17 protein-coding genes are annotated in these 19,182 nt (G+C 70.3%); 8 read left to right on the forward strand and 9 right to left on the reverse strand.

All coding sequences use genetic code 11. The features are described from left to right. Positions 1–6: 6 nt before the first annotated feature. Genes H0524_RS02405 through H0524_RS02415 form a run of 3 tightly spaced genes read right to left on the reverse strand, consistent with a single transcriptional unit; the run spans position 7 to position 3,549 of the window. Positions 7–1,344, reverse strand: a complete 1,338-nt coding sequence (locus H0524_RS02405) for an NAD(P)/FAD-dependent oxidoreductase (RefSeq protein ID WP_180197200.1) — start codon at positions 1,342–1,344, stop codon at positions 7–9. Beyond that, complete coding sequence (gene kynU / locus H0524_RS02410; protein WP_180197201.1) at positions 1,344–2,633, reverse strand: kynureninase; 1,290 nt, start codon at positions 2,631–2,633, stop codon at positions 1,344–1,346. The genes H0524_RS02405 and kynU overlap by 1 nt, the downstream gene beginning before the upstream one ends. A 19-nt stretch (positions 2,634–2,652) precedes the next feature. Next, positions 2,653–3,549 carry a tryptophan 2,3-dioxygenase gene (locus H0524_RS02415; protein WP_180197202.1) on the reverse strand — a complete coding sequence of 299 codons (897 nt, stop codon included), beginning with the start codon at positions 3,547–3,549 and terminating at the stop codon, positions 2,653–2,655. Positions 3,550–3,711: 162 nt separating this feature from the next. On the opposite strand from H0524_RS02415, the gene H0524_RS02420 reads away from it, so the two are divergent. The 3 genes from H0524_RS02420 (at position 3,712) to H0524_RS02430 (ending at position 5,726) form a co-directional block, all read left to right on the forward strand. Next, entirely contained in the window at positions 3,712–4,188 is a 477-nt protein-coding gene (locus tag H0524_RS02420) for an Lrp/AsnC family transcriptional regulator (protein WP_180197203.1), read from the forward strand. A 157-nt stretch (positions 4,189–4,345) separates the two neighbouring features. Next, positions 4,346–4,840 carry a hypothetical protein gene (locus tag H0524_RS02425; RefSeq protein WP_180197204.1) on the forward strand — a complete coding sequence of 165 codons (495 nt, stop codon included), beginning with the start codon at positions 4,346–4,348 and terminating at the stop codon, positions 4,838–4,840. A gap of 13 nt (positions 4,841–4,853) precedes the next feature. After that, a complete protein-coding gene (locus H0524_RS02430) occupies positions 4,854–5,726 on the forward strand; it encodes a class F sortase (RefSeq protein ID WP_218941304.1) in 873 nt (290 codons plus the stop codon). 92 nt (positions 5,727–5,818) lie between these two features. On the opposite strand, the gene H0524_RS02435 is transcribed toward H0524_RS02430, so the two are convergent. Continuing rightward, positions 5,819–6,352, reverse strand: a complete 534-nt coding sequence (locus H0524_RS02435; RefSeq protein ID WP_026322881.1) for an HNH endonuclease — start codon at positions 6,350–6,352, stop codon at positions 5,819–5,821. A 300-nt stretch (positions 6,353–6,652) separates the two neighbouring features. On the opposite strand from H0524_RS02435, the gene H0524_RS02440 reads away from it, so the two are divergent. From H0524_RS02440 to H0524_RS02450, 3 genes are all read left to right on the forward strand, one after another. Next, a complete protein-coding gene (locus H0524_RS02440) occupies positions 6,653–7,696 on the forward strand; it encodes a mechanosensitive ion channel family protein (RefSeq protein WP_180197205.1) in 1,044 nt (347 codons plus the stop codon). 271 nt (positions 7,697–7,967) lie between these two features. Continuing rightward, the gene (locus H0524_RS02445) at positions 7,968–9,347 is read left to right on the forward strand and encodes an MFS transporter (RefSeq protein WP_180197206.1); all 1,380 of its coding nucleotides are present in this window, start codon (positions 7,968–7,970) and stop codon (positions 9,345–9,347) included. Then, positions 9,344–9,832 carry a globin gene (locus H0524_RS02450; RefSeq protein WP_309224979.1) on the forward strand — a complete coding sequence of 163 codons (489 nt, stop codon included), beginning with the start codon at positions 9,344–9,346 and terminating at the stop codon, positions 9,830–9,832. The genes H0524_RS02445 and H0524_RS02450 overlap by 4 nt, the downstream gene beginning before the upstream one ends. A gap of 38 nt (positions 9,833–9,870) precedes the next feature. Here H0524_RS02450 and H0524_RS02455 read toward each other — a convergent pair whose 3' ends face one another. From H0524_RS02455 to ettA, 4 genes are all read right to left on the reverse strand, one after another. Continuing rightward, on the reverse strand, positions 9,871–10,455 hold the full coding sequence (locus H0524_RS02455; protein ID WP_180197207.1) for a YbjN domain-containing protein: 585 nt from the start codon (positions 10,453–10,455) through the stop codon (positions 9,871–9,873). A 131-nt stretch (positions 10,456–10,586) separates the two neighbouring features. Beyond that, the gene (locus H0524_RS02460) at positions 10,587–11,315 is read right to left on the reverse strand and encodes a hypothetical protein (protein WP_180197208.1); all 729 of its coding nucleotides are present in this window, start codon (positions 11,313–11,315) and stop codon (positions 10,587–10,589) included. Further along, positions 11,312–11,758, reverse strand: coding sequence for a thioesterase family protein (locus H0524_RS02465; protein ID WP_180197209.1), 447 nt, complete (start codon positions 11,756–11,758; stop codon positions 11,312–11,314). The genes H0524_RS02460 and H0524_RS02465 overlap by 4 nt, the downstream gene beginning before the upstream one ends. A gap of 3 nt (positions 11,759–11,761) precedes the next feature. Then, the gene (gene ettA / locus H0524_RS02470) at positions 11,762–13,438 is read right to left on the reverse strand and encodes an energy-dependent translational throttle protein EttA (protein ID WP_018216686.1); all 1,677 of its coding nucleotides are present in this window, start codon (positions 13,436–13,438) and stop codon (positions 11,762–11,764) included. A 330-nt stretch (positions 13,439–13,768) separates the two neighbouring features. On the opposite strand from ettA, the gene H0524_RS02475 reads away from it, so the two are divergent. After that, the gene (locus H0524_RS02475; protein WP_026322878.1) at positions 13,769–15,169 is read left to right on the forward strand and encodes a trehalose-6-phosphate synthase; all 1,401 of its coding nucleotides are present in this window, start codon (positions 13,769–13,771) and stop codon (positions 15,167–15,169) included. Beyond that, positions 15,166–17,769: a trehalose-phosphatase gene (gene otsB, locus H0524_RS02480; RefSeq protein WP_180197210.1), complete on the forward strand. Its 2,604-nt coding sequence runs from the start codon at positions 15,166–15,168 to the stop codon at positions 17,767–17,769. Before H0524_RS02475 ends, otsB begins: the two co-directional genes overlap by 4 nt. Before the next feature lie 116 nt (positions 17,770–17,885). Here otsB and cobA read toward each other — a convergent pair whose 3' ends face one another. Further along, entirely contained in the window at positions 17,886–19,166 is a 1,281-nt protein-coding gene (gene cobA / locus H0524_RS02485; protein WP_180197211.1) for a uroporphyrinogen-III C-methyltransferase, read from the reverse strand. Positions 19,167–19,182 lie beyond the last annotated feature (16 nt).

A 19,182-nucleotide genomic window follows, 5' to 3' on the forward strand; every position in this document is an offset into this window, starting at 1 on the left:
ACCGGGTCATCCGCGCCTCCCTCGGCGGAGCGCCGCCCCGAGCACGCCGGCCAGCAGGGCCGCCGCGCCACCGACCGCCACCCCCAGCAGCTGGTGCTGGCGACGGACTCGACTGCGCACCTGCGCGTACGGGGTGGTCGAGAAGGAGACCAACTCGTACCGGGACACGTACCGGCCGGGCAGCGCCCGCTCCAGCGTCTGCTCCACCCGTCGGCTGAGCTGGAACAGCGGCGAGGCGACGCGGTCGCGCATCTCGACGAAGTTGGTCAGCGCCATCTGGGCGATCGCCTCGGCGTTGACCTGCCGACGGTGTTGGAACAGCGGTAGCGCCGCGGACCAGTCGTCGGCACACTCGTCGAGGCAGCGGTCCAGTTCCACCACGTCCTCGAAGGCGCAGTTGGCGCCCTGACCGTAGAACGGCACGATGGCGTGCGCCGCGTCGCCGAGCAACCCGACTCTCCCGTTCGCCTGCCAGGGGTCACAGCGGACGGTGCCGAGGATGCCGACCGGATTGTGTAGATAGTCGTCAACCAGGTTCGGCGCGAGGGGAAGCAGGTCCGGGTAATGCTGCGCGAAGTGTTGCTCGATCGCCGCCGGGCTGCCCAGCGAGGCGAAGCTCGCGGTGCCGTGGGTGGGCCAGAAGAGCGTACAGGTGAAGGAGCGGTCCGGGTTTGGCAGCGCGATCATCATCGAGGTGCCCCGCGGCCAGATGTGCAGTGCCTCCGGGTCGAGCGCGAAGTCCCCGCCCACCGGCGGAATGGTCAGCTCCTTGTAGCCGTAGTCGAGAAAGTCCAGACTCTCCCGCAGCAGGCCGTGGCCGAGTAGCTGGCCACGGACCGCCGAACCGGCGCCATCCGCGCCCAGGACCACCGACGCGATATCGGTGACCTTCCCCTGTGGAGTCTCGAAGGTCATCTCGCCGGTGGTTGGGTCAAGGTCGACCAACCGGTGGTCGAAGGCGACCCGCACGCCCGGCAACGCGGCGGCCGCGGAGAGCAGGGCGTTGTTCAGCGCCCCCCGACTGATCGAGTTGATCGCCCGGTCCCCGGCCGCGCTGTAGCCCTGAAACTGTGGCTCGCCGGCCACCGGATGAATCATCCGCCCCCGCATCGGCAACGCGTCGGCCAGCACCCGGGCGTCCAGGCCGATCCGGCGCAGCGCGTCCAGCCCTCGTTCGGAGAGCGCCAGGTTGATGGAGCGACCCCGCTCCACCCGACCGGCCCGGGGGTCGGGGCGGCGTTCGTAGAGGGCGACCGGATAGCCCCGCCGGGCCAGGAAGGCAGCGAGCAGGCAGCCGGAGAGTCCGGCACCGACGACGGCGACCTCAGCGCGCTCTGTACTCATCAATGCACCTCCACCGTGGCGGCCAACGCGTCGGCCACCCGCCAGCAATCGTGGTACGTCGAGTAAAGCGGCACCGGTGCGAAGCGGACAACATCTGGCTCCCGCGCATCTGCGACAACCCCGTGCTCCAACCGCAACCGCTTCGCCAGATCCGCGGCGCTCCCGGTGCCGATCCGCACCGACAGCTGTGCGCCCCGGCGGGCCGGGTCACGCGGGGTGACCACTGCCAGCGGCCGACCCGGAGTGACCTGGTCCAGCAGCCACTCCAGATAGCCGGTGAGCCGGACACTGCGCTCCCGCAACGCCGTCATGCCGACCGAGTCGAAGAGCTCCAGCGACGTACGTACCGGCCCCATCGCGAAGATCGGCGGGTTGGAGACCTGCCAGGCCTCCGCCGTCGCCGGCGGTCGGGCAACCGGCGACATCTCGAACCGGGTAGCCGCCTCGGTACTCCACCAGCCCTCGAACCGGGGCAGCGTCGGATCGGCGAGGTGGCGCTCGTGGACGAACACCCCGGAGAGCCCGCCCGGCCCGGAGTTCAGGTACTTGTAGGAGCACCACGCCGCGAAGTCGACATCCCATCCGTGCAGGGCCAGTGGCACGTTTCCCGCGGCGTGCGCCAGATCCCAGCCGACCACCGCACCGGCCGCCCGACCGGCGGCGGTGATCTCCGGGATCTCCATCAGCTCGCCGGTCAGATAGTTGACGCCGCCGAGCAGCAGCAACGCGATCGTGTCCCCCTCCGCCGCGAGCAGGTCAAGCACGTCGGCCGTACGCAGGGTGTCCTCACCGGGACGGGGAGCCAGGCGCAGCACCGTGGTATCCGGGTCGAGACCGTGGAACCGGGCCTGGCTCCGGACGGCATAGCTGTCCGAGGGGAAGGCGCTGTCCTCGATGACAATCCTGGTACGGGTGCCGGTCGGCCGGTAGAAGCTCACCATCAGCAGGTGCAGGTTGACGGTGAGGGAGTTCATCACCACCACCTCCGCCGGCCGGGCGCCGACCAGCCGGGCGGTCGGCCCGGTCAGCAACTCGTGGTAGGGCAGCCACGGTCGACCGGCCTCCAGGTGTCCCTCCACCCCGAGCCGGCGCCACGCCTCCAGATCGGCGAGCAACTCGTCCCTGGTTGCCCGGGGTTGCAGGCCCAACGAGTTCCCGGCCAGGTAGGCCGCCTGCTGGAAACGGCCACCGTCGGCGGGGGGTACGTGGAACAGGTGCCGGTGGCCAGGGTCAGCGGTGTCCAACCGGTTCGCCGCCTTCTCCTCCTGGCTCAGCTCTTCCTTGTGCATACCTTCGCTCCGCTCCCGCTCACATCTCGGTCCGGGCTGACCACAGCTCCGGGAAGACCACCCGGGCCATGCTCCGCTGCAGCCAGGCCAGGCCGGCGGAGCCACCGCTGCCGACCTTGGCGCCCATCGTCCGCTGCACTGCCTTGACGTGGTTCCAGCGCCAATCGCCGAACCCCTCGGCCACCTCGGTCAGTGCCTCGCCGAGCAGCCGAAACTGGTCGTCGGGGCGGCCGGCGTAGATCCGCACCCAGGCCGCCTCCACCGCCGGATGCGGCTGGTGTTCCTCGGCGACGTCCCGACCGAGGAGCTCCGGAGGAAGGTCGTGACCGTGCCGGGCGAGCAGCGCGAGCACGTCGTCCCAGAGGCTGGGGGCGTTCAGGGCAGCGGTCAGTTCGGCATGTACCTCGACCTGCCGACGGAACGGGCGGATCAGGGCCGGATCACGCAAGCCGAGCAGGAGCTCGACGTGGCGGTACATCGCCGACTGGAATCCGGAGCCCTCGCCGAGGAGATTACGGAACCGGTTGAAGTCGGCGGGAGTCATCCAACGCAGGCTCCGCCAGGCGGCGTTGAGCCCTTCCAGGTGCAGGGCGGCACGACGCAGCGGCGCCTGGGTGTCCGGAATCCGGTCCGCCCGCAGCAGCCGCTGGGCCTCGCGCAGTTCGTGACAGGTCAGATTGAAGTACAGCTCCATGATCTGGCTGGTCACGAGGAAGGACATCTCGCCCGGGTCACTACTCAGCGGAGTCTGCAGCCGGTGCAGGGTACTGGCCTGCACGTAGGCGTCGTACGGAATCCGCCCGGTGAACTCCAGGGTCGGCTCACCGCCGTTGCGGGCCGCTCGCGTAGCGCGTTGCCGCGCAGTTACCGGCCGTACCTCCGTCGGGGTGGCCGCCCGTACCTCTGTTCGTTCCACCAGTCCGCTCCCTCCGCTCGAGCCGGCCGTACTGCGGTAGCGGTCATGATGTCGCGGCGGACGGCACCAGTGGAATGCCGAGACAACGGCTGTCCCGGCGGTTCACCTACCAAACGGAAGGCAATACCCCAGATCTGGTTGGAGAACGTAAGATTCCCCAGTGTGGACGAGATGGACTGGGCCCTGCTGCGTGAACTGCAGGCCGACGCCCGGCTGTCGTACAGCGAGCTGTCCCGACGGGTGCACCTCTCCCCACCGGCGGTAGCCGAGCGGGTACGGCGGCTGGAGGAATCCGGCGTCATCACCGGCTACCACGCACACGTGGATCCGGCCCGAGCCGGGCGAACGGTGGTCGCGTTGATCCGCATGTCCTGCTACGGAGCCCGCTGCATCCTCAACAGCCCGGAGATCACGGACTGGCCGGAGATCATGCAGATCCACCGGATCACCGGCGACGCGTGCAGCATGCTGACCGTCACCGCCGGCTCGATCGAGGAGTTCGAGGCGGTGATTGATCGACTCGCTCCGTACGGCCAACCGTCCAGCACGATGGTGCTCTCCACCCCACTCGGCTGGCGTCCGGTCACACCAGCTGGCTCCGCGGACAGCGAACCGACCCCGCCCCGCCGCCGCCGCTGAGTGCCACGCCGGTTGGCCGGGACCTGGTCCTCGCCCCTGCCGCTGCCGCGGGCCCCGAAGGCCGCTGCGCGCCCACGAGGGTTTGCCCGGAAACCAGGGGGAAAGCAGGCCTCGGTACCCGGGGAGGGTCCGGTGGTCGGCACCGGGAGGGGGAATCATGCGGGGTCGTCGCGTACTCGCCTTGCTGGCTCTGGTGGCAGCGTTCGTCCTGTTCGGGGGCGTACCTGCCAGCGCCGGCGAGCACACGTTCATCGAGGTCACACCGAATCCGGCGCAGGCGGGCACCCGTGTCGATCTCCGGGCCAGCTGCGACCGGGACAACAACCGTCAGGCGACGGTGCACTCAGGTGCCTTCGATGGCCAGGTCTTCCTCCGACCGGACAACGGTTTCCTCACCGGCCACGCCACCATCCCAAGCAACAAGGAGGCCGGCGACTACCGGGTTGACCTGCGCTGCGAAAACAACAAGACGGCCAACACGACACTGACAGTGCTCAACATGTCCCAGCCGACGAAGGGCCCGGCGACCGGTGGCGGCGGCACCGCCGTCGGTCGCACCGGCTCCTACCTTCTGGCCGGGGGCGTGGTGGCGGTGGCGCTGGCCATCGGCTTCGGCTTCTTCGGCAACCGCCGCACCGGGAACGGCGCCTGACCCGACCGCCACCATGGCCCGAGCAGACAGACGGAGGCGACCGCAGGCGGCGGATGCTGCCGGCGCGGTGGGCCGCAGACGGGTCCGCGCGGGCGGCCGGCGGGCGGTGTCGGCCGCTGCCCGGCTGGCCGCCGGAACCGCCCGCCGGCTACGCCAGGCCGCCGGGCAGGCGTCCGCGGCGAGCGTCGTCACCACCGACCCGGCCACCGAGCCACTGCCCCCACGTCCACGCCAGCGGTGGGTACGGGCCCGGCGGCAGCTGGGGTTCTCCCGCAGCCCCGGGATACCCGTACTGGCCATCGGGGCCCTGATGATGCTGATCATCGCCATGCTCGGGGTGGAACAGGTGACCGGCATCAGCGTCCTCCCGGAGCGGTTCACCGCCGGCCTGCGACCGCCGCCGAAGAAGTTCCCGGTGCTACCAGCGAGCGATCCGGTCTCCGTCGAGATCGATGCCATCGACGTCACCGCCCCGGTGCACAGCGTCGGGCTGGCACCGGACGGCACCATCGCGGCGCCGGACGCGGCTCGCGCCCAGGAGGCGGGCTGGTACGACCAGGGTCCCACGCCCGGGCAGTACGGTCCGGCGGTCCTCGTCGGGCACGTGGACACCGACACCGGCCCGGCGGTCTTCCAGGGGCTACGTAACCTCCGCGCGGGCGACCGGGTCGAGGTGGACCGGACCGATGGGCAGGTCGCGGTCTTCGAGGTCAACTCGGTGGAGCGGTTCGCCAAGGAACGATTCCCGACCGACCAGGTGTTCGGGGACTTCGACCGACCGAACCTACGGCTGGTGACCTGCGGCGGCCAATGGGTTGGTGGCCAGACCGGCTACGCCGACAATGTGGTGGTCTTCGCCTCCCTGGTCGAGGCGCGGAGCGGCTGAGCCACCGGCGCGGCCGCTCTGGCGGCTTCGGGCTCGCGCGGTGGCTCAGCCGACTCCGGGCTCGCGCGGTGGCTCCGGGTTCGCGCGGCGGCTCAGGCGGCTTCGGGCTCGCGCAGGTCGAGCCAGTCGACCCAACGCGGGTCGGGAGGTCGGTGCCCGAGGACCCGCCACGCGATGCCTCTCGGCGCCATCGGGGTGGCGGGGAGCCGCCAGCCAAGTTCGGCCGGCGTCTTGTCACCCTTGGTGTGGTTGCACCGGCCGCACGCCGCCACCACGTTCTCCCAGGAGTGCCGACCACCCCGACTCCGCGGGAGGACGTGATCGATGGTCTCCGCCGGGCCCCGGCAGTAGGCGCACCGCCACCCGTCCCGCGCGAAGATCGCCCGCCGGGACAGCCCGACGTGAGCCCGAAAAGGCACCCGGACGAAGCGGGTGAGCCGCACGACCGAGGGGACCGGCAGCGAGTTGCGGGCACTGTGCAGGACACCATCACCATCGGCGACGCAGACAGCCTTGGCGGTGAGCACCAGGATGGCCGCACGTCGGACCGACACGACGCACAGGGGCTCGTAGGTGGCGTTGAGGACCAGCGCGCCGGAGCCCACTGTGGGTCGTATGTCAGGCATCGCGCTCACCCCTCCGGTTCAGCGCCCCTCGCTAGCACCACCGGACGGAAGCGGGCGCAGCGACCCACCGGTCAGACGTCGCGCCAGATCATCGCCGTCCGTGCGCCAATCGTCCCTGATAAGGCTCGGGATTGCACGCGTTAATCCGGGGTACCCCGCGGGAGGCTTTCTGGCGACGACCCGGCCCCGGCCACCCGGCAACGGTGCGCAGTCACCGCACCGACGCTGCGCGCCAAGGCTGTTGGCGGTCGTCGGCGGGCCGCGCGCGGCGACCGCAGCCGGCTACGGTACGAAGGCAGGGTGGATGCCTCCATTGTTTCGGCCGCGACCGCCGGCTCCCTCGCCACCGATGAGCCCAACGCGAAGTGTCTTCAGGAGCCGCTCTGCGCCGCCCTGCACGACCTGACCGGCGCCGTGTGGTTCGCCGAGGGCAGCTACTGGATCTTGATCAAGCCACTCCGGATCGCACTGATTCTCATACTGGCCCTGGTGGCCCGATGGCTGATCAGCCGAGCCATCAGGCGGCTCGTCCGCAGCACCAGCAGTGCGGGCATGCCCACGATGCTGCGACCGCTGCGAGAGCGGATCCCCACCACGGTCACCCAGCCGGGTGAGTTCGTGCCGGAGCGACGCCGACAGCGCACCGAGGCCATCGGCTCGGTACTACGCAGCCTCTCCACGGCCTTTATCTTCGGCATCGCGTTGCTGATGGTGCTCAAGGAATTCAGCTTCGACCTGGCGCCACTGCTCGCCAGCGCCGGCATCGTCGGCGTGGCCCTGGGTTTCGGCGCGCAGAGTCTGGTGAAGGACCTGATCGCCGGGCTGTTCATGCTGATCGAGGACCAGTACGGCGTCGGGGACACGGTCGACTTCGGCGAGGCGACGGGCTTTGTGGAGTCGGTCGGCCTGCGGGTGACGACGGTACGCGACGCGCGCGGAGTCCTCTGGTACATCCGCAACGGAGAGATCATCCGGGTCGGCAACAAGAGTCAGGGCTGGGCGCTGGTCGTGGTGGACCTGCCGATCGGCTTCGCCAGCACCGAGGAGGCGACAGCGGTGCTCCGGGACGCAGCCGCATCGGTCGCGGTGGACCCGGACCTGGCCGCGGAGGTCATCGAACCGCCTGAGGTGCTGGGTGTCGAGCAGATGACGATGGACGGCGCGGTGATCCGCACGGTGGTGAAGACGACGGCGGACGGTCAGTTCGCCGTCGGCCGGGAACTACGTCGCCGGCTGGCCGGTGCACTGGAGAACTCTGGCTTTACCGATAAGATCGCCGCGGCCCGGTTCCCGGGCCTGCCGGCGCAGGCATCCCGGGTGGGCGGTGCCGGCGGCACGCCGTAACCGAAGCGGCACGTTCGGTCGACCACCGCTTCGACTATCCTCTTTTCGTTCAGTCGGCGATCCGACGATCAACCATTTCGCCCTGGCTGGTTGCCGACGAATCCGGCAGAATCCGATACAGCTCCCCGGCAGCGAGGAAATTCCCCTCGCTGATCGACGAATCGGACGATGCCTCCCGGCTCGGCCCATCAGCAGTGCTTGATCCGGGAACGATGGAGGCGATGTGCCCAACGGCCGACCTTCTCCAACCCGTCCGGCCACCTTCAGGGAGGTGTTCGCCCAACGCGAGTACCGATTTGTTCTGACGGCCGGAGTCCTCTCCTGGGTTGGTGACTACCTCGCGAAGGCTGCGGTGACCCTCCTGGTCTATCGCGAGACCGAGTCGGTAGCCCTCTCCGCGGCGGCATTCGCCATCAGCTACCTGCCCTGGTTGGTCGGCGGTCCACTGCTCGCGACCATCGCCGAACGGCATCCCCACCGAGCCGTGATGGTCACCTGCGACCTGACCCGGATGGTGCTGCTGCTGGTCATCGCGGTGCCCGGGATGCCGACTCCGCTACTCCTGGCGCTCCTCTTCACCGCCACCCTTGCCAACCCGCCGAGTCAGGCAGCCCGGTCGGCGCTGCTGCCACGGATCCTGACCGGTGACCGCCTCGTGGTCGGATTGTCGATCAACGCCAGCGTCGGCCAGGCAGCGCAGGTGGTCGGCTATCTGGCTGGCGCGGCGATCGCGGCGGTCAGCCCCGCCCTCGCCCTGCTGGTCACCTCGGCGACCTACGCCGTTTCCGCCACGCTGATCCGTCTCGGGGTGGTCGCCCGACCAACGGAGATGAAGGCTGCGCACCGCAGCCATCTGCTGCGGGAGACCGGCGAGGGATTCCGCATCGTCTTCGGCCAACCCGTGCTACGCGCCATCGCGATCCTCGTGTTCAGCGCCATGCTCTTCTCCATCGTCCCGGAGGGGCTGGCGGCGGCGTGGGCCGGCCAGCATGCGGACGACATGGACAAAGGCCTCGCCCAGGCCATCATCATGGCCGCCGTCCCCGTCGGGTACATCCTCGGCGGCCTGATCGTCGGTCGCCTGGTCGCACCGGCCCGACGGATCGCCCTGATGCGTCCGCTGGCAGTGCTCGCTCCGCTGCTTCTGGTTCCCACCCTGCTCGACCCGTCACCACTGGTGGTGGCGCTGCTGGCCGCCGGGTGCGGATTCGCCGTCGCCGGGCTGCTGCCAACGGCCAACGGCCTGTTCGTCCAGGCGCTGCCGGACGGCTACCGAGCTCGCGCCTTCGGTGTCATGGCCTCCGGCATGCAGGTGATCCAGGGGCTGGCGGTTCTGGTGACCGGGCTGCTCGCCCAACGGTTCTCCATCCCGCTCGTGGTCGGCCTCTGGAGTAGCGCCGGGGTGCTACTGATGACCATCGCGGCGCTGTCGTGGCCGAGTCAGGCGAGGGTTGACGCCGCGGTCGAGTCGGCTTCGGGAGCTGGCACACCCGATCCGGCGCCGGCGCCGCCCGCCCCCCGGCCAGGATCTGCGGCTGTCGACCGCCCCGGGGACCAGCTGGTCGACATCCCGGGCGAAGGCCGGCAGGACGCCCAGCAACGGCAGCGCAACACGGTGTCCGCGCCGGGTCGGAGGCAAGCCGGTACGTGACCCGGCCCACGTACGGCCGGCGGTGGACGGCCACCGAAACCTGGCAGGATGGAGCCGTGCATCCCGCAGGTAAATCCGGCAACCCCGCCTCCACAACAAGTTTCTTTGCTGCGGTTGGCGGCGAGCCCACCTTCCGTAAGTTGGTGGACGAGTTCTATGCGGGCGTCGCCGACGACCCGCTGCTGCGGCCGATGTATCCAGAGGAGGATCTGGGGCCCGCCGCGGAGCGGCTCACCCTGTTCCTGATGCAGTACTGGGGCGGGCCGAACACCTACTCCACCCAGCGGGGACACCCGCGACTACGGATGCGGCACGCACCGTTCCGGATCGGGGCGGCGGAACGGGACGCCTGGCTACGGCACATGCGGCAGGCCGTGGATCGACTGGACCTGCCACCGGAGCTCGCCACCGCGCTCTGGGACTACCTGGAGCGGGCTGCGTACTTCATGGTGAACGCACTGGAGGACCCGTCCGCTTCGGCATGACCCGGCAGACCCGGGCGGTCCGAGCAGGGTGGGGCGGGTCAGAGCAGGGCACCTTCGTCGTGCAGCCAGTCGACGAAGCTGGTGGCTACCGCCGCCCCACAGTCGATCATCTCAACCAGGAGCGCGTCGTGCACGCCAGCGGCGAACGGCACCTGCAGCTCGGCATAGATCGGAAGCTGGCCACGTTCGGACGGATCTCCGATGTACGCCTTACAGAAGCGACGGGTGTGGTTCCACTCGTTGACCACCCGATAGGCCCGATCCTCCCAATCCGGCGGGACGGTCGCATGCGGCCGAACCCGCAGCACCAGGATCTCGTCGTCCGGGCCCTCGAGCGCGACCAGGACCGCGTGCCGCTCCCACATCGCCAGCAGGTTTCCGTCGCCGTCGGCCAGGAAGCGGACGTCGAGCTGGTCGAGCGCGGCGCTGATCCGGCCGAGCGTGACCGGTGCGACCGTGGCGGAGGTGTCCACGGCCGGGGAACGATCGACTCCGGTGTAGCTGTCGCCCGGTTGTCGGGGAGCCGGCGGGCTGACCCGGATCGTGTCCTCCACTGTGGCCCTGCTCCGGCTCTCCGGCTCACCGCTGTCAGCGGGACCGGGGCGCCACGACCACCACGGCATCGCTCACCCACCTCACTCCCCAGCGGATCCAGCCCTTAACGCTGCGTTGGATCCGAGGATGGACGGTACCCGGACAGTCGGGAAGAAGCACCCCCCTAATGAACTCCCTAGGACAGAAGGACGAGGGGGGATCATCCGGACTGCCGACCAAGGATAGGCCGAACAGTTAGATCTGTCACCCTCTGCAACCATACTGCCCCGTAGGGACCGACCAGGCCGACCCATTGGCCGACCGCCCGCACCTGCACCACCCCACCGGGCGCCTCCGGTGCACCGAGAAAGCCCATCCGCACCAAGCCCTGAACCAACCGCTGGGGTACCTCGACCGGCGTGGTGGGAGCGTCGTCCGGAGTGACGACCACCGGCACATGATCCAGGAGCGCATCGCGCAGCACCCGCTCCCCGAGCGCCCTACCCTCCACTCCGCGCCCAGCGGCGGCATCCCGGAGGGCCGCCGCCGCGGCTTCGGCCACCCGCCGCAGCTCGGCCGCGGGGAGCGTCTCCACCCGCCGGCTGGCGGGCGGCGGCAGCGGCCAGCGCCACTGCGCGTCCCGCCGGACGGGCAGTGCCGAGCCGCCCGCAGTCAGCTCCGCCAACAGCCCGCTGGCGGAAACGGTGGCGTCACCGGGGCCGCGGCCGGCCACCGTGTGGACCACCAGCACGCCCCACGGCAACCGCGCCCACAGGGCGGTCCGCTCCGGCCCGCTGGCAGGCCGCAACCGCACCAACGCTCCCCGGTCCAGCCGGACCAGCCGGGCCAGGAACGCGCCCGCGTCAGCGACACCGGTCAGCCCGTGGCCCGTCCCGCCGGGCACCGTGGGCGGATAACCGCCCCGTCCCACGGTGCCCGGTTCAGTCACGCCGACCCCTCCTGGATGAGGTAGGTGCACAGGAAGGCCCGCTCCTCGGCGGAGAGGCGGCGCGGCAGCTGCCGGCTCAGATCAAACGGCACCAGCACCGACCGGGCCCGGCTGACCAGCACATCACCGTCGTACATCTCGTAGTCGACGGTAACGGAGGCGACCCGAATCTCCGACACCCAGAGCTCGATGCGGACCGTCGGCGCCGACTCCGCGGTGGCCCGGCCGAGCGCGTAGTCGACCGGCCGCAGGTAGTCCACCTCGTGCCGCCGAATCACCACACCGTCGGCGAACGAGCCGACGCCCCAGGCCCGCCCCCCGGCGAACATCAGGGCCACCCGCGCCTCCTCGTAGAGGGTGAGGAAGCGTGAGTTGTTGATGTGCCCGTACGCGTCCAGGTCGGACCAGCGGAGCGTGCAGTGGTAGAGAAACCGGTCAGCCATGGGTCAGTCGCGGGTGAGCTTGCGGTAGGTGACCCGGTGCGGCCGGGCCGCCTCGGCACCGAGGCGCTCGATCTTGTTCTTCTCGTACGCTTCGAAGTTGCCCTCGAACCAGAACCACCTCGCCGGGTTCTGGTCATCCCCCTCCCAGGCCAGGATGTGCGTGGCGACCCGGTCCAGGAACATCCGGTCGTGGGAGATGACCACGGCGCAGCCGGGGAAGTCCAGCAACGCGTTCTCCAGGCTGGAGAGGGTCTCCACGTCCAGGTCGTTGGTCGGCTCGTCCAGCAGGATCACGTTTCCGCCGATCTTGAGCGTCAACGCCAGGTTGAGCCGGTTGCGCTCGCCCCCGGAGAGGACCTTGGTCGGCTTCTGCTGGTCCGGCCCCTTGAACCCGAAAGCAGCGATGTACGCCCGCGACGGCATCTCGACCTTGCCCACCATCAGGTGGTCCAGGCCGTCGGAGACGACCTCCCAGACCGTCTTGTCCCCGGCCAGCCCCGCGCGGGTCTGGTCCACGTACGACAGGGAGACGGTGTCACCGACCTTCACGCTGCCCGCGGTCGGCTGCTCCAGCCCGACGATGGTCTTGAAGAGGGTCGTCTTCCCGACGCCGTTCGGGCCGATGATGCCGACGATGCCGTTGCGCGGCAGCGAGAAGCTCAGGTCGTCGATCAGCACCCGGTCGCCGAAGCCCTTGGTGAGGTTCTGCGCCTCGATCACGGAGCTACCCAGCCGTGGGCCCGGCGGGATCTGGATCTCTTCGAAGTCCAGCTTACGAGTCTTGTCCGCCTCGGCGGCCATCTCGTCGTACCGGTCGAGACGGGCCTTGGACTTGGTCTGGCGCGCCTTGGCGTTCGAGCGGACCCACTCCAATTCGTCGGAGAGCCGCTTCTTCATCTTGGCGTCCCGCCGGCCCTCGACCGCCAGCCGGGCCGCCTTCTTTTCCAGGTAGGTGGAGTAGTTGCCCTCGTAGCCGACGGCCCGGCCCCGGTCCAACTCCAGGATCCAGCCGGCCACGTTGTCCAGGAAGTAGCGGTCGTGCGTGATCGCGATGACGGTGCCGGCGTACTTGGCCAGATGCTGCTCCAGCCACTGCACGCTCTCCGCGTCGAGGTGGTTGGTGGGCTCGTCGAGCAGGAGCAGATCGGGCGTCTCCAGCAGCAGCTTGCAGAGCGCGACCCGGCGCCGCTCACCACCGGAAAGCTGGGTCACGTCGGCGTCCGGCGGCGGGCAGCGCAACGCGTCCATGGCCAGTTCGAGCTTGGAGTCGATGTCCCAGGCGTCGGCGTGGTCCAGCTCCTCCTGGAGACGGCCCATCTCCGCCATCAACTCGTCGGAGTAGTCGGTGGCCATCTGCTCGGCGATCTTGTTGAACCGCTCCAGCTTGGCCTTGGTCTCGGCGACCGCCTCCTCGACGTTGCCGAGGACCGTCTTCGCGTCGTTGAGCGGTGGCTCCTGCGCCAGCATGCCGACGGTGTAGCCGGGCATCAGCCGGGCCTCGCCGTTACTCGGCCGGTCCAGCCCCGCCATGATCTTCAGCAGGCTGGACTTGCCGGCGCCGTTCGGGCCGACCACACCGATCTTGGCACCCGGCAGGAAGCTCAGCGTCACGTTGTCGAGCACGACCTTGTCGCCATGCGCCTTGCGCGCCTTTTCCAGGACGTAGATGTACTGGGCCACGGTGCGGGCTACCCTCCATCGATCAACGGGTGTGGTCTAAACGCGGGCGGGGCCGCCGCGGATGCGGAGCCGAGGTCGCCCGTCGGCGGGCCGATCACGCCGGCCCGCCGTCAATCCTGACAGGTCACCCTGGCTGCGCCCACATCACCCCGCCGGGCCGGCGACCCGACCTGACCGCCGCGGCAGAACCCCAGAATTGTCGACAAGATCACGTTTGGGATTCGGGGCCGGTGAGCGGGTGGGCTAAGTCCGGCACGGTACACCAGACGCCGCGGCTACGCTCAGTACGCTCGACGCGGGGGATTCGTCAGCACCCGGAGGTGGCCCAACGTGACCGTCCGCAGCTCCTTTGTCGTAGTGGCCAATCGACTGCCCGTAGACGAGGTGAGCACACCCGAGGGACGGCAGTGGCGACGCAGCCCGGGTGGGCTCGTGACCGCACTGCATCCTGTCCTCGCCGAGCACCACGGCACCTGGGTGGGCTGGGCCGGCGGTAAGGGGGCCGCGCCGGAGCCGTTCGACCTGGAGGGCATCCGGCTACATCCGGTGCCGTTGAGCACGGAGGAGTTGGAGCGCTACTACGAGGGGCAGTCCAACGCCATGATCTGGCCGCTGTACCACGACGCGGTCGAGACCCCGGTTTACAAACGCCGCTGGCGGGAGACCTACCGGCTGGTGAACGCCCGCTTCGCGGAGGCGGCATCGGATGTCGCTGCGGAGGGTGCCACGGTCTGGGTGCAGGACTACCAACTCCAGCTGGTGCCGGCGATGCTCCGCGAGCTCCGCCCCGACCTACGGATCGGCTTCTTCCTGCACATCCCGTTCCCGCCGATCGAGCTGTTCATGCAGATGCCGTTCCGCACCGAGATCCTCCGCGGGCTACTCGGCTCCGACCTGGTGGGCTTCCAGCAGCGGCTCGCGGCGCAGAACTTCGTCCGACTGGCCCGGCACCTGCTCGGGCTGCGCTACGAGGGGCAGATGATCCAGGTCGACGGCCGCCGGGTGAAGGCGGGCGCGTTCCCCATCTCCATCGACACCCAGGAGATGGAGCGACTCGCGGTGGATCCGACGATCCGGGCGCGGGCGGAGGAGATCCGCGCGGAGTTGGGAAACCCACGCACGATCATCCTGGGCGTTGACCGGCTCGACTACACCAAGGGCATCGAGTTACGACTCAAGGCCTTCCGCGAGCTGCTCTCTGACGGAAAGTTGACAGTTCCGGACGCGGTTATGGTGCAGGTGGCGACGCCGAGCCGGGAACGGGTGGAGCACTACCAGGCACTTCGCGTCAAGGTGGAGCGCGAGGTTGGTCGGATAAATGGCGAATTTGGCCGGGTTGGGGTACCGGCGGTGCATTATCTGCACCAGTCGTACAGTCGCACCGAACTGGCCGCGATGTACGTCGCCGCCGACGTGATGATGGTGACCCCGCTGCGAGACGGAATGAATCTGGTGGCCAAGGAGTACGTAGCAGCGCGCGCCGACCGGGGTGGCGCGCTGGTGCTGAGTGAATTCGCTGGCGCCGCCACCGAGCTGCGCCAATCGTTCCTGTGTAACCCGCACGACCCGGACGCGGTCAAGGAGGCCCTGCTGCGGGCCGTGCACGTGGAGAAGCCGGAGGCGCGTCGCCGCATGCGGACAATGCAACGTCATCTGCGCACCCACGACGTGGGGCACTGGGCGAGGTCCTTCCTCACCGAACTCGGCGTACCGGGACCGGATGCCTCGTGAGCACCGGCACCACACTCGGCAACCCGGCCGGCGGCGGCCTGGGGCAGGACCTGCGCACCGCGATCGGTCGCATCGCCCGCGTCCCCCAGCTGCTGATCGCCTGTGACTACGACGGCACCCTCGCCCCGATCGTCGAGGACCCGAGCCGGGCCGTACCGCTACCGGAGGCGGCCGCTGCGGTGCGGGCGCTCGCCTCGCTACCGCAGACCAACGTGGCGGTCGTCTCCGGGCGGGCGCTGCGGGACCTGGCCGCCCTGTCCCGGCTGCCCAGCGAGGTCCACCTCGTCGGCAGCCACGGTTCCGAGTTCGACATCGGTTTCGTCGAACGGCTCTCCCCCGAGCTGGTCGCCGTCCGCACCCGGCTCCGGGACGCGCTGCGCGAGATTGTCGCCACCCACCCCGGAGTTCGGCTGGAGCGCAAGCCGGCCAGTGTCGCCGTACACACCCGTGGGATTGATCCGCAGATCGCCGCCGCAGCCGTCGAGGCAGTCCGCAACGGCCCCGCGACCTGGGACGACGTCACCGTCACCCAGGGCAAGGAGGTCATCGAGCTGTCGGTGGTCGCCACCCACAAAGGCACCGCCGTTGACCAACTGCGTACCCAGCTCTCCGCCAGCGCGGTGCTGTTCATCGGCGATGATGTCACCGACGAGAACGCCTTCGGCAACCTGCACGGGCCCGATGTCGGCATCAAGATCGGGCCCGGCGAGACCAGGGCGCAGTATCGGGTAGCCGAGCCGATCGTGGCCGCCCGCGCCCTCGGCCTGCTGCTGGAAACCCGCCGGAACTGGCTCTTCGGCGAGCGGGCGGTGCCGATCGAGCGGCACTCGATGCTGGCCAACGGCCGGACGGTCGCGCTCCTCACCCCCGAAGCCAAGGTCACCTGGCTGTGTAACCCCAAGCCCGACTCCGCCGCGATCTTCGCCGACCTGGTCGGCGGCAGCCCCGCCGGCTACTTCAGCGTCGTACCGGAGCGTGGTGGTATCCCACTCGGCCAGCGCTACCGCTCCAACACGATGACCGTGGAGACCCGGTGGTCCGGCCTGACCGTGACCGACTGGCTGGACACCCCGGACACCGAGACCACACCGGACGGGCCGGCGATCGTCAGTGCCGACTCGGCCCTGGTCCGGGTGCTCACCGGACGCGGCCGGGCGCAGCTGGAGTTCGCCCCCCGGCCCGAGTTCGGCCAGGTCGCCGTCCAGCTCCAACCGCTCGACGACGGGCTGCTGGTGCTCGGCTCCAACCACCCGGTCGCGCTCTACTCTCCCGGCGTCACCTGGGAGGTGGTCGGCGACGGCGTGTACGAGACGGCGAAGGCCACCGTCGACCTCTCCGCCGCGGGCGGGCCGGTCGTGTTGGAGATGCGCTTCGGCACCCACAGCCTGGAACACCACCGGCAGCCGATCCACGAACGGCAGGCCGCGGCGGAGCAGCCCTGGAAGGACTGGGTCGCCACGCTGCGGTTGCCGACCACCGGCCGGGACCTGGTCGCCCGCAGCGCGCTCACCCTCCGCGGGCTGTGCCACCAGCCGAGCGGCTCGATCCTGGCCGCCGCGACCACCTCCCTCCCCGAGGAGTTGGGCGGCGTCCGCAACTGGGACTACCGCTACTGCTGGCTCCGCGACGCGGCGCTGACCGCCCGCGCTCTGGTTGACCTCGGCTCCACCGGGGAGGCCGAGGCGCTGCTGCGCTGGATCGACGGAGTCGTTGACCGTACCGGCGGGCACCCCGAACGGCTACACCCGCTCTACACGGTTGACGGTTACGAGTTGGGCGCCGAGGCGGTCATCGACACCCTGCCCGGCTACGCCGGCTCCCGACCCGTACGGGTTGGCAACCTCGCCAACCACCAGCTCCAACTCGACGTCTTCGGTCCGATCGCCGACCTGATCGCGGCGGTGGCCGACGCTCGCGGCTCCGTCCGGGACGACGAGTGGCGGGTCCTGGAGAACATGGTGGAGGCGGTCCGCCGCCGCTGGCACGAGCCGGACCACGGCATCTGGGAGGCGCGGCTGGCGCCCCGACACCACATCTTCTCGAAGGTGATGTGCTGGCTGACCGTCGACCGGGCACTGCACGTGGTCCGCAAGCACGGCGGTGCGGAGCAGCCCGAGTGGATGGAGCTACGCGACCGGATCGGCGCCAACGTGCTCGAGTTCGGCTGGCACGAGCAGGCCGAGGCGTACAGCGTCGCGTACGGGCACGAGGACAGTGACGCCTCCTCGCTCTGGATCGGCCTCTCCGGCCTGCTCCCCGGGGACGACCCCCGCTTCGTCTCCACCGTCCTCAAGATCGAGGCAGATCTGCGCAGCGGCCCGGTGGTCTACCGCTACCACTGGGAGGACGGCCTACCCGGTCGGGAGGGCGGTTTCCACATCTGCACCTCGTGGCTGATCGAGGCGTACCTGCGTACGGGCCGCCGGGGCGACGCGGAGGAGCTGTTCACCCAGATGATCGACACCGCGGGGCCGACCGGGCTGCTGCCCGAGCAGTACGACCCGCTGACCGAGCGCGGGCTGGGCAACCATCCACAGGCCTACAGCCACCTCGGCGTGATCCGCTGCGCCCTGCTGTTGGACAACATGCTCAAGCAGTGAGCCGCGGCCCGGCAGCCGGCGCGCGCCGGCTGCCGGCCGACTCTCCTCGTGCTGGCAGCCCGCATCGGGCGGCCACCACGAGCACGGCGCGGCCACCACGAGCGTCGGGGCGCCCCTCAGAAGTCCAGCGCCCCGACCACGTCGCCGACGACCACGACCGCCGGGGGGCGGAGGCCCGCCGCAGCCACGTCGGCCGCCACCACGCCCAGCGTTGAGCGGATCGTACGTTGGGCACCGGTCGTGCCCTCCTGTACGACCACGGCCGGGGTCTGGGCCGGGCGGCCGTGGGCGACCAATGTCGCGGAGATCGCCGCCAGATTCTTCAGTCCCATCAGAATCACCAACGTGCCACGCAGCCCGGCAAGGTGCTCCCACCGCACCATGGAGGCGGGCGAGTCCGGCGGAAGGTGCCCTGAGACCACGGTGAACTCGTGCGCGACCGCCCGGTGGGTCACCGGGACACCGGCGCCGGCCGCGGCGGCGATGGCGCTGGTCACTCCGGGTACCACCGTCACCGGTACGCCCGCACCGGCGCAGGCCAGCAGCTCCTCGCCGCCGCGACCGAAGACGTACGGGTCGCCTCCCTTGAGCCGGACCACGGCCCTGCCAGCCCGGGCCCGGTCCACCAGGATCCGGTTGATCTCCTCCTGGGTGCAGGCCGGGCCGTAGGGGATCTTGGCGGCGTCCACCAGCTCGACCTCGGGGCCCAACTCGTCCAGGAGCAGCCCGGGCACGAGCCGGTCGGTGACCACCACCTCCGCCTCGGCGAGGAGCCGCCGCCCCTTGACAGTGATCAGCTCCGGGTCACCCGGGCCCGCGCCGACCAGGGCGACCTGTCCACCGCGGCGGGTTGGGTGCGGCGAAGCCGGCCAGCGATCGACGCCCACCGGCCCGGGAGCACCGCCGGCGCCGACCTCGGCCGGCGGCGGGGCCAGCCGACCCGGTCCGGCGGCGAGCAGATCCCGGACGGCGTCCCGGACGGCCATCGCCCGGCGGGGGTCACCACCGCCGAGAACCGCCACCGTCACCGGGCCCTGCCGGGTCACCGCCGGCGTCCACGCGGTGGCGGCGGCGCGATCATCGGCCCGAACGCAGAAGATCCGCCGCTCGTCGGCCACCGCGCTGACCGCGGCGGCGGCGGTCGGGTCATCTACCGCGACCTGCACCAGCCAGGCGCCGTCGAGGTCGTCCGCGGCGAACCGCCGCCGCTGCCAGCGCAGCCGCCCGGCGTCGGCGTGGGCGCGCAGCGCCGGGGTCAGCTCCGGCGCGACCAGGAGGACGTCCGCGCCCGCGTCGAGCAACGCCGGCACCCGGCGGGTGGCCACCACTCCGCCACCGACCACGACCACCCGTCGGCCGGCCAGCCGCAGACCGAGCGGGTACGGACTGCCGCTCACGCTGCCGTCCCGGCCG

The sequence above is a fragment of the Salinispora sp. H7-4 genome (genome assembly GCF_013416675.1).
Lineage (GTDB): Bacteria > Actinomycetota > Actinomycetes > Mycobacteriales > Micromonosporaceae > Micromonospora > Micromonospora vitiensis.